The sequence below is a fragment of the Acidovorax sp. GW460-11-11-14-LB4 genome (genome assembly GCF_059423685.1).
Window position 1 is genome coordinate 1 of the sequence record NZ_JBWKYJ010000112.1, and the last position, 10310, is coordinate 10310.

The window sequence follows — 10310 nt, forward strand, 5'->3', positions numbered from 1 at the left end:
CTGCCCGCCCGGCCGCATCCATCGAAAGGCGACCATGACATCCCCCGCTGAATCTCCACCGCTCGCACACGCCCAGGCACCGCTACCCCATTCCACGCCCGCCGTGGAGGTGCTCTCGGCCGAAAAAACCTACCCCAATGGCACCCAGGCCCTGCTGCCGGTGGACCTGACCATTGAGGAAGGCGAATTCGTCACCCTGCTCGGCCCCTCGGGCTGCGGCAAGAGCACGCTGCTGAAAATGGTGGCAGGCCTGCTGGAGCCCACCGACGGCCGCCTGCACCTGTGGCGCAAGCCCGTGGCGCAGCTGGACGAGAGCGGCAAGAAAATGGCGTTTGTCTTCCAGTCGCCCACGCTCATGCCCTGGGCCAGTGTGCAAACCAACGTGCGCCTGCCGCTGGACCTGGCAGGCGTGCCACGTGCCGAGGCCGATGCCCGCGTGACCGAAGCGCTGGCACTGGTGGGCTTATCGAAATTTGCCAACGCCCTGCCCCGAGCGCTGTCGGGCGGCATGCAGATGCGCGTATCGATTGCGCGCGGCCTGGTCACCCAGCCCGACCTGCTGTTGATGGACGAGCCCTTTGGCGCGCTGGACGAAATCACGCGCCACAAGCTCGACGCCGACCTGCTGGATCTGTGGCGCAAGAAGAAGCTCACCGTGATCTTCGTGACGCACTCGATCCACGAGGCGGTGTTCCTCTCCAGCCGTGTGGTCATGATGGCCGCGCGACCTGGCCGCGTGGTCGAAGAGTTCCGCATCGACGCGCCCTACCCCCGCACGGCCGACTTCATGGTGTCGCCCGAATTCAGCCGCTACGCCAAGCTGCTGCAGGACAGCCTGCTGCGCGCCAGCGTGGACACCGAGGAGACCGTGGCATGAGCACCCCCTTCCCTTCCGCACCGATGGCGTCGCCCGTGGTCACCGCCCACCCCGCAGCCGCCCCGCGCTCAGCGCCTGCAGCAGTCGCTGCCAAACCTGCCGCCAAGGCCACACCCAAACGCACTCCGCTCATGGCCCAACCCCGCGTGCAGCGCGTGGTGTACCCCGTGCTGGTCGGCCTGGTGCTGATCGCGCTGTGGCAGGGGCTGGTCACGGCCATGGAGCTACCACCCTACCTGGTGCCCTCACCCATCCTGATGATGAAGACGCTGTTCACCGACTGGGCCGCCCTGGGCGGCTCGCTGTGGGTCACCGTCAAGATCACGGTGCTGGCCTTTGTGGTGGCCACGGTGGCGGGCGTGCTGATCTCGTTCCTGTTCGTTCAGAGCAAACGCATCGAGACGGCGCTCTTCCCCTACGCCGTGCTGCTGCAGGTCACGCCCATCGTGGCCGTGGCGCCGCTCATCATCATCTGGGTGAAGGACCCGACCGCATCCATGGTGATCTGCGCCGCACTGGTCGCCCTGTTCCCCATCATCAGCAACACCACGCTGGGTTTGCGCAGCGTGGAGCCTGACCTGCAAAGCTACTTCCAGCTCAACCGCGCCACGCGGCTGCAGACGCTGCTGCGCCTGCGCATCCCGAGCGCGCTGCCCTACTTTTTTGGCGGGCTGCGCATTTCCAGCGGCCTCGCGCTCATCGGCGCCGTGGTAGCGGAGTTTGTGGCGGGCACCGGGGGCCAGGGTGCGGGGCTGGCGTACCAGATTTTGCAGGCCGGCTTTCAGCTCAACATCCCGCGCATGTTTGCTGCACTGCTGCTGATTTCGCTCACTGGCGTCGCCTTGTTCGTGCTGATGGCCTGGCTCACCCGTGTCGCCCTGGGCGGCTGGCACGCCAGCGAAACGTCGCACGACTAGCCCTTTCAACCCCATCGCCAACACACCGCGCGCAGCCACTGGCGCGCGGCACGGGCTTCCTTTTGCCCAAAACGGCCACCAGCGGCCAAGGAGATACCGATATGACCACCACCGCCCATCAACTGCCCGACCTGCTGCCCGATCTGGACTGGATTGCCGACCCGCTGCGCGTGGGCCGCCTCTCACAGGACTTTGCCTGGTTCAGCCCCGTGCTCAAACGCGACCTGGCGGGCAAGCGTGGCGACATCGCCGTGCGCCCACGCACCGAAGCAGAAATCCGCCAGGTGGTAGCCGCATGCGCCAGCGCGGGCATCCCTCTCACCGTGCGCGGCAGCGGCACCGGCAACTACGGCCAGAGCACGCCACTGCACGGCGGCGTGATCCTGGACCTGTCGGGCTACAACGCCTTTGGCTGGGTGCGCGGCGGCGTGGGCCGCGCGCAGTCGGGCATTCGGCTGGCAGACTTTGACACACAGGCCAAGCCCCACGGGCAAGAGCTGCGCTGGCTGCCCAGCACCTACCGCAGCGCCACGCTGGGCGGGCTGTTTGGCGGCGGCTTTGGTGGTGCGGGCTCCATCAACCACGGCCCGCTGGCCGCGCCCGGCAACGTGCTGGCCGTGCGCGCGATGACGGTGGAGCCCGAGCCCCAGGTCATCGAGCTGCGCGGCCCCGAAGCCATGCTGCTGCACCACACCTACGGCACAAACGGCATCGTTCTGGAGCTGGAAGTGGCCCTGACCCCCGCCGTGGAGTGGACCGAATGCATCGCCACCTTCGAGCAATTCGACGCCGCGCTGGAGTTTGCCGACCGCTTTGGCAGCGCGCCCGGGCTGGAGAAAAAGGAGGTGTGTTTTGTGGCCGCGCCCATCCCGCAGTACTTCACCAGTCTGGCCGAACACCTGCCTGCCGACCAGCACGCCGTGCTGCTGCTGGTGGCCCCGCACTCAGAAGCCGGCATGCGCGACATGGTGGCCCAGCACGGCGGTCAGGTCACCTACCGCAAGACGGCCGACGAAGTGGCCAGCAGCCACAAGACGCTGCTCGAATACACCTGGAACCACACCACCCTGCACGCCCTCAAGGTGGACAAGGGCCTGACCTATATCCAGAGCGGCTTCAACCCCATGCACCGCCTCAAGCAGGTGAAGGCGCTGGAGGCCGCGCTGAAGGGCGAGGTGATGATGCACCTGGAGTTCTTGCGCACCAAGGAGGGCGCCTTCAACTGCAGCGGCCTGCAGATCATCCGCTACACCACCGAAGAACGCCTGAACCAGATCATGCAGATCTACCGCGACCACGGCGTGCAGATCAACAACCCACATGTGTACATCGTGGAAGACGGCAAGCAGAACAACCTGGACCCGGCCGTGGTGGGCATGAAGCGCCGTTTTGACCCCCAGGGCCTGCTCAACCCGGGCAAGCTGCGCAGCTGGTACACGGCCGAACCCACAGCCCCCGTGCAGACACCTGTACGCCAAACAGCGTAGAGAAAACGGGTGGCGCGTGTCGCACCCACAGGCGTCTACCGCTTGCCTGCAGGGCATAATCAGCTACTCATTTAGTAGCAAACCATCGAAACATGCCCTGGCACGCCCGCCTTCAGCTCGACTACACGGCTGAACATAGCGCCCGCACGGTAGCCCGCTACGAGCACAACGGGCCGCTGCGCATCCTGCAAAGCCTGTACCCCGAGGGCGACGCCATCTGCCACAACGTGCTGGTGCACCCGCCCGGCGGCCTGGTGGGCGGCGACACGCTGGACATCACCACCACCGTGGGCCCCGGCGCCCATGGCCTGGTCACCACGCCCGGTGCCACGCGCTTCTACCGCTCCACCGGCCCGCTGGCGCTGCAACGCAGCCACCTCACCCTGGCCGAAGGCGCGCGCCTGGAATGGCTGCCGCTGGAGGCCCTGTGCTACAGCGCCTGCCATGCTGAAAACCACCTCACGCTGAGCCTCGCCCCCGGCGCCGAGTGCATCGCCTGGGACGTGACGGCGCTTGGCCTGCCGCACGCGGGCCAGCCGTTTGAACAAGGCCGCTTCACCCAGCACCTGGAAGTGCCCGGCCTGTGGCTGGAGCGCGGCGTGATCGACGCCACCGATGACCAGCTGCTGAGCAGCCCCCTGGGCCTGGCGGGCCACCGCTGCATGGCCAGCATGTTCTTTGCCGCAGGCACGCCACTCGACCGCACACGCCGCGACGCTGCCTTGGACGCGGCCCGCACGGTGATGGACCAGCACCCCCAGGTCAAAGCCACCGCAGGCGCCACCAGCCCCAATGACCGCATGGTGGTGGTGCGTGTGCTGGCGCCGCAGGTGGAGCCCGCGATGAAACTGCTCAAGGCCGTGCGGGTGGCGTGGCGTCGGGCGATGTGGTCGCTGGAAGGGGAAGCACCCCGGATCTGGGCGATGTAAGGGGCCGGTCAACACTGCCCTGCAGGAGGTCAGCGCTTCCCGGGATCCAGTGTGAGCCGCGAGGCCAGCAGGTCAGCCGTGTACCGCAAGCGGCCGATGTCCACGTCGGCCTGCACGCCACGGCTGAAGCAGCACAACGTGCCATATATCTCACCGCCCGAAAGCCGCACCGGCGTGCTCAGATGCGTGCCGATGGGAAAGCCGGGGTTGGGTGCCCGGCCCGCCGCCAACAGGGGCCCGGCGTCCTTGATCGCTTCGGGCAAGCGCCCCTCGATCACCCACTGACACCAGCTTTCCTCCACGGGGTCCGATCTGCCCGGCTGCACTGCGGAAAAGTCTGCGGCGCTGTCCACCGCCTTAATGGTTCTGCGCCCCTCGGTGATCTGGGACACGAAGGCCACATCCATGTTGAGGCGGGTGCTCAGCAGCTTCAGCACCTGCGGTACAGCCGCTGGCAGGTCGGGGTCGGCAGCGTCGCTGGTGGCAACCAGCAGTTCGGAAATGGTGACGTCGAGGTCGTCGGGGTTGTAATCCAGAAACATGCGCCGCAGTCTACGCGGCGGCGCATGCCAATGCCGTAAGCAGTCGTTGCAACGGGTTTCAGCGCCGCCTTGCGGCGCCTTTCTCAGGCGGGTGTCACCGGGGGCAGCTTCAACAAGCCATCCGCCTTGAACATGGCGCGAATCCCCCGCACCGCCTGCCGAATCCGCGCCTCGTTCTCGATCAGCGCAAAGCGCACGTACTCATCCCCCTGGTCGCCAAAGCCGATGCCTGGCGACACACACACCTTGGCCTTGTCCAGCAGTTGCCGCGCAAATTCCAGCGAGCCCAGCGCGCGATACGGCTCGGGGATGCGGGCCCAGATGTACATGCTGGCCTTGGGGCAGTCCACGGCCCAGCCGGCTTCGGTGAGGCCCTTGTAGAGCACGTCGCGGCGGCGCTGGTACTGGGCGGCGATGTCTTTCACGCACTGCTGGTCGCCCTCCAGCGCAGCGATGGCGGCCACCTGCAGGGGCGTGAAGGTGCCGTAGTCGTGGTAGCTCTTGATGCGGGCCAGCGCCGCCACCAGGTCGGGGTTGCCCACCATGAAGCCCACGCGCCAGCCGGCCATGTTGTAGCTTTTGCTCAGTGTGAAGAACTCCACCGCCACGTCCTTGGCGCCGGGCACTTCCATGATGCTGGGCGCGCGGTAGCCGTCGTACACGATGTCGGCATAGGCCAGGTCGTGCACCACCAGGATGTCGTGCTTCTTGGCCAGGGCGATCACGCGCTCGAAGAAACTCAGGTCCACGCACTGCGCCGTGGGGTTGCTCGGGAAGCCAAAGATCATCATCTTGGGCTTGGGGTAGCTGCCGCGGATGGCCTTTTCCAGCTCGGCAAAGAAGTCCACATCGGGCGCCACCGGCACGCTGCGGATGTCGGCCCCGGCAATCACCGCACCGTAGATGTGGATGGGGTAGCTCGGGTCGGGCACCAGCACGGTGTCGCCCCGGTCCAGCGTGGCCAGCATCAGATGGGCCAGGCCTTCCTTGGAGCCAATGGTGACGATGGCCTCGGTATCGGGGTTGATGTCCACCGCATAGCGGTCTTTGTACCAGTGGCTGATGGCGCGGCGCAGGCGCGGGATGCCTTTGCTGGCGCTGTAGCCGTGGGTATCGGGCCGCTGGGCCACTTCGGTGAGCTTGGCGACGATGTGCGGTGGCGTGGCCCCGTCGGGGTTGCCCATGCTCATGTCGATGATGTCTTCGCCCCGGCGGCGGGCGGCGAGCTTGAGCTCGGCCGTGATGTTGAAGACGTAGGGAGGAAGGCGATCGATGCGCGCAAAACGGCGCTTGCCCTGCGATGCAGACATGCGGTGTGACTTTCACGTAAGCGCCCGGAACCGTCCGAGCGACGTGGCTGGCAGAAAGGCCAGCCCGCAGCCAATGTAGCGCAAGCTGCGGGTAGCGCTCCAGCCCTTTGTCCGCAGTGTGGCGGCAATGCCGCAGTGGGGACGAGGGCATGCCGCCGCCTCTACGATGGGCGCATGAACACCCTCCCATCCACCAACCCCACTGCCCTGCCTGCCGACCATCCCTTTGCCCAGGTGCAGGTGCTGGCCTTCGACATCTTTGGCACCGTGGTGGACTGGCACGGCAGCATTGCGCGCGAGGTGCGGGCACTCTATCCCCAGGTGGATGCCGATGCGTTTGCACTGGCGTGGCGCGCGGGCTACCAGCCCGCCATGGCGCGGGTGATGCGCGGCGAACAGGGCTGGACGCTGATCGATGCCCTGCACCGGCAGATCCTGGACGAGATCCTTCCGCGCTTTGGGCTGGCACACCTGGGCGAGGCGGAGCGCCACCACCTCAACCGCGCGTGGCACCGGCTCCATGCCTGGCCCGACAGCGTGCAGGGGCTGACGCGGCTCAAGCAGCGCTACACCATCACCACGCTATCGAACGGCAACATCGGCCTGCTGACCAACATGGCCAAGCGCGCCGGGTTGCCCTGGGACTGTGTGTTGAGCGCCGAGGTGTTCAAGGCCTACAAGCCGCATCCCGACACCTACCTGGGCGTGGCGCGGGTGTTTGACCTGCCACCACAGCAGGTGGCGCTGGTGGCGGCGCACCACGACGACCTGGCCGCTGCGCGGGGCTGTGGCCTGCGCACGGCGTACATCGAACGGCCACACGAGTTTGGCGTGGCACAGCCCAAGGATGTGTCGCCGCAGCCCGGCAATGACTTGCACGCCAAGGACCTGACCGATCTGGCCAGCCTGCTGGGATGCTGAACGGCCAGCGGTGCGGTGCTGTGTGCGCGCGCGTCAGTGCGCCACCAGCAGCTGCACAAACATCTGCACCTTGGCGCGGCACTCGGCGCTGATGGAGGTGAACTCCAGCCCGGCCACCCATTCGTCGCCCTCCTGCTTGAGGGTGATGACGCGCGCGTACACGTCGGCCACGCGGTAGTCCACCAGCGGCAGCTCGAACTCCAGCTTGATCTCGCTGTGGGGTTCCAGCGGCTCGATCAGCTCGACCAGCAGGCCGTGGTAGCCAATGTCGCGGATGGCACCGTGCACGATGTGGGGCACCACGATCTTGTCCTGCATGCGCTGGCACAGGCAGGGCAGGCGCGCGTCAACACGGTGGCTGCGGCGGAACTCCTGGCGGGGCACCTTGAGCTTGTGCGACGGGATGGCGATCAGCTCACGCAGGCTGACGGGCTGCGTGCGCCCCTTGACGAACACCTGCATGGGCGCAGACGCCGACACCAGCCCCCAGCAGCGCTGGTAGGTGGAGTCGCTGATGAGCACCTGGCCCCGCAGGCTCAGCGCCTCGATGCGCGACGCCAGGTTCACGGCCTCGCCGATCACCGTGTATTCGGAATACACATCCGAGCCAAAGCGCCCGGCCATCACCGTGCCGGTGTTCACGCCAATGCCCAGAAACACCTCCGGCAGGCGCTCGGTCAGGTGGGCCAGGTTCAGCTCGCGCATGGCGATCTGCATCTCCACCGCACACAGCAGCGCGCGGTCCACATCGTCGTCGCGGGCCACCGGGGCGCCGAACAGCACCATGATCGAGTCGCCCATGAATTTGTCGATGGTGCCCTGGTACTTGAACACCACCTCCGACAGTCGTGCCAGGCAGCGGTTGAGTGCCGCAATGACCACCGATGCGGGCTGTGAGCCCGACAGCGCAGTGAACCCGCGCAGGTCGGCGAGCAGGATGGTGACCTCGCGCGGCGCCACCTCCAGGCCGGTGGCGGCAGCACCTTCGGGGTTTTCCATGCCGTGCAGGATGCCCGCCATTTCGGCCTGCGCCGCCTCGCCCAGCGGCTTGCCGGTTTCGCGTTCGATCAGCGCCTGCAGGCGGCGCACGGCGTCGTGGTGGAATTCTTTGTGCATGGAGGTCTGGGGCGTGGAGCGGCCGGGTTTTTGTAGGTGGGGGTAAGAACCTGTTCAGGTTCTAAAGGCAATGCCTGCCATTCACCACGCAGAATAGGCGCCACCCCACGGCTGGTCAACCGGTGAAAACACCCCGGGCAAAGCAGCAACAGCGAGGTCAGCGGCACCTGTCCGCTATCAGGAAACCGGTTCGGGGCGTGCCAGCAGCGCCGCAGCGCTTCCCGGTAGAAAAATTGGGTCTTCTTGGCTTGAAGCGCTACATCCATATGCATCAAATGCTATCAACAGCATAGCAATTGATACTTCTTCCGCCGTCACCTGGCAGCCACCCGGTCCACACACACAAACTCGCCCACCGCGCCGTCATAGTCCCACCGTGCCGCCACCCTCGCCTGGCCGTCTGGCACAGCGCCCGATGCCTCGGTGCTGAGCACCACCAGGCTGTTGGGGCTGCCGTGCCGCAGGCGGTGCGACACCGCCGTGCCCGCGCTGCTGGCCCACAGCCCCGGTACCGGCTGCAACAGGCGCGGCTGGTGCACGTGGCCGGACAGCAGCATTTGGGCACCGGCAATGCGCCAGCGCTCCACGGCTTCGTCGGCGCGGTGGGGGCGGTGGTCGCGGTCCTCGGCGTCGCGCGCTACCAGCGGGTGGTGGCTGGCCACAATGCGCCATGCACCCGGGGGTGCACGCGCCAGCAGCAGCGCCACATGCTCGATCTGGGCAGACGACAGGCTGCCGCGCTCGTGCCGCCAGGCACGCGTGGTGTTCACGCCCACCACGTAGAACGCTCCCATCTGCCGCACGGGCTCCTGGTCCATGCCGAACTGTTCGGAGAACCTTTCGTACGAACGGCCCCAGCGCATCCACCACGCAAACAGGGGCAGGTCGTGGTTGCCCGCCAGCACCAGGGTGCTGCGCGCATGCAGGCCCTGCACAAACCGCGCGGCCTGCTCAAACTGGTCGGCCGTGGCGCGCTGCGTGAGGTCGCCAGACACCACCACCATTGCAACCCCCAGGCGTTGCGCCAGCCGCTGCACAGCAGCACACACCAACGGGTCGTGCGCACCGAAGTGCAAGTCCGACAGGTGCATCAGAACAGTCATGGCAAGTGGTCGCTGGCAGTGGGCAGGCGCAAGGGGGGTCCCATCATGCAGGCAGCAAGCCGGGGGCGGGGGTAATGCCGGGCGCAGGCGTGTCGGTTGCGGAGGCTGCGAAAGCGGTATCTTCTGGTGGCGGGGTCTGCGCTGCGCCATCGCGCGCCAGCGGGCTCGGTGCCACCAGCCACAGCGGCCGCGCACTGATGCGGAAATGCAGGGGCGGCGCCATCCACTCCCGCTCGCCGTCAAACGCCACCTTGACCTGCGGGGGCCGCCAGCTGGCGGGCGCCACGGTCAGCTCGGCACACGCCATGCTGACCACCGCGTTGTCTTTGTCGAGCTGGCCGGTGGCCGCGTTCCACACGGTACGGGCGAGGGCCCAGCGCCCCTGGGGCTTGAGCATCACCACGGCCAAGTGCCCGCCGTCTGCCACCTTCTGCGCCTGCGGCAGGCCCATGCGGTCCAGCTGCAGGGGGTTGTTGCCCACAAACAGGGTGGTGACCAGATGCTCCTCCTGCTGCGCCTCGGCGCCCTGGTGCGTCTTCATCACCACGCGCCAGCGGCGGCCCGATGCGGGACGAAACAGGCTCCACACCGCCGCAGCTATGGCCACCCAGCGCTTGCGGCCAAAGCGGCGTGATGCCATCTCGCGGTCGGCCAGCATCTTGGGGTACAGGCCCACGCTGGCGTTGACCACAAACATGCGGCGGTTCACAAACCCCACCTGCACCGGCCGCAGGTCCCCTGCATGCAGCGCCTGCAGCAGGTCCTGCACGGCGGTCTCTGGGTCCAGCGCCAGACCGTGCTCGCGGCTGAAATAGTTGAAGGTGCCCATGGGCACCACCCCCAGCGGCACCCCGGCGCGCAGCGCGGCCGACGCCACCGCGTTGATGGTGCCATCCCCCCCGGCGGCCACCACCAGTCCGCCATCGTCCTGCGCGGCCTGGGCGGCTTGCTCGGCCAGCTGCACAATGTCGGCGCGCCGGTCAGGCACGTGCCAGACCACATCGTGCGTCTGCAAGGCGGGCACGCCCTCCAGCTTGGCGCGCAGCAGGTCCAGGTCGGCACCGGGCCGCCGAGGCACCACCAGGTGGATGGGGCCACGGGGCTGGGG

At 67.3% G+C, this 10310-nt stretch carries 10 protein-coding genes and 1 pseudogene; 6 read left to right on the plus strand and 5 right to left on the minus strand.

Annotation, left to right across the window (positions count from 1 at the left end):
* The first annotated feature begins 34 nt into the window (after positions 1 to 34).
* The 4 genes from AC07X4_RS23055 to AC07X4_RS23070 all read left to right on the plus strand — a co-directional run bounded on the left by AC07X4_RS23055 (position 35) and on the right by AC07X4_RS23070 (position 4210).
* The gene (locus AC07X4_RS23055; RefSeq protein ID WP_063463089.1) at positions 35 to 877 is read left to right on the plus strand and encodes an ABC transporter ATP-binding protein; all 843 of its coding nucleotides are present in this window, start codon (positions 35 to 37) and stop codon (positions 875 to 877) included.
* On the plus strand, positions 874 to 1794 hold the full coding sequence (locus AC07X4_RS23060; protein WP_494741435.1) for an ABC transporter permease: 921 nt from the start codon (positions 874 to 876) through the stop codon (positions 1792 to 1794). Before AC07X4_RS23055 ends, AC07X4_RS23060 begins: the two co-directional genes overlap by 4 nt.
* A 101-nt stretch (positions 1795 to 1895) precedes the next feature.
* Complete coding sequence (locus AC07X4_RS23065) at positions 1896 to 3281, plus strand: FAD-binding oxidoreductase (protein ID WP_494741436.1); 1386 nt, start codon at positions 1896 to 1898, stop codon at positions 3279 to 3281.
* Positions 3282 to 3373: 92 nt separating this feature from the next.
* Positions 3374 to 4210, plus strand: coding sequence for an urease accessory protein UreD (locus AC07X4_RS23070; RefSeq protein ID WP_494741437.1), 837 nt, complete (start codon positions 3374 to 3376; stop codon positions 4208 to 4210).
* A 29-nt stretch (positions 4211 to 4239) separates the two neighbouring features.
* On the opposite strand, the gene AC07X4_RS23075 is transcribed toward AC07X4_RS23070, so the two are convergent.
* Positions 4240 to 4752: a GAF domain-containing protein gene (locus AC07X4_RS23075; protein WP_494741438.1), complete on the minus strand. Its 513-nt coding sequence runs from the start codon at positions 4750 to 4752 to the stop codon at positions 4240 to 4242.
* 83 nt (positions 4753 to 4835) lie between these two features.
* Complete coding sequence (alaC, locus tag AC07X4_RS23080; protein WP_494741439.1) at positions 4836 to 6062, minus strand: alanine transaminase; 1227 nt, start codon at positions 6060 to 6062, stop codon at positions 4836 to 4838.
* 174 nt (positions 6063 to 6236) lie between these two features.
* Between alaC and AC07X4_RS23085 the strand changes: the two genes are divergently transcribed.
* Positions 6237 to 6983 (plus strand): haloacid dehalogenase type II, encoded by a 747-nt coding sequence (locus tag AC07X4_RS23085; protein ID WP_056060660.1) that lies wholly within the window; start codon positions 6237 to 6239, stop codon positions 6981 to 6983.
* A 33-nt stretch (positions 6984 to 7016) separates the two neighbouring features.
* Here AC07X4_RS23085 and AC07X4_RS23090 read toward each other — a convergent pair whose 3' ends face one another.
* Both AC07X4_RS23090 and AC07X4_RS23095 read right to left on the minus strand, forming a co-directional pair.
* Positions 7017 to 8099 (minus strand): adenylate/guanylate cyclase domain-containing protein, encoded by a 1083-nt coding sequence (locus tag AC07X4_RS23090; RefSeq protein WP_108498312.1) that lies wholly within the window; start codon positions 8097 to 8099, stop codon positions 7017 to 7019.
* A gap of 314 nt (positions 8100 to 8413) precedes the next feature.
* Positions 8414 to 9202, minus strand: a complete 789-nt coding sequence (locus AC07X4_RS23095) for a metallophosphoesterase family protein (protein WP_494741440.1) — start codon at positions 9200 to 9202, stop codon at positions 8414 to 8416.
* 197 nt (positions 9203 to 9399) lie between these two features.
* Between AC07X4_RS23095 and AC07X4_RS23100 the strand changes: the two genes are divergently transcribed.
* Positions 9400 to 10017, plus strand: a complete 618-nt coding sequence (locus tag AC07X4_RS23100) for a hypothetical protein (protein ID WP_494741441.1) — start codon at positions 9400 to 9402, stop codon at positions 10015 to 10017.
* Here AC07X4_RS23100 and AC07X4_RS23105 read toward each other — a convergent pair.
* Positions 10011 to 10283: pseudogene (locus AC07X4_RS23105) on the minus strand (diacylglycerol kinase family protein); the annotation flags it as partial. The gene AC07X4_RS23100 and the pseudogene AC07X4_RS23105 sit on opposite strands and share 7 nt — an antisense overlap.
* Between the last annotated feature and the right edge of the window lie 27 nt (positions 10284 to 10310).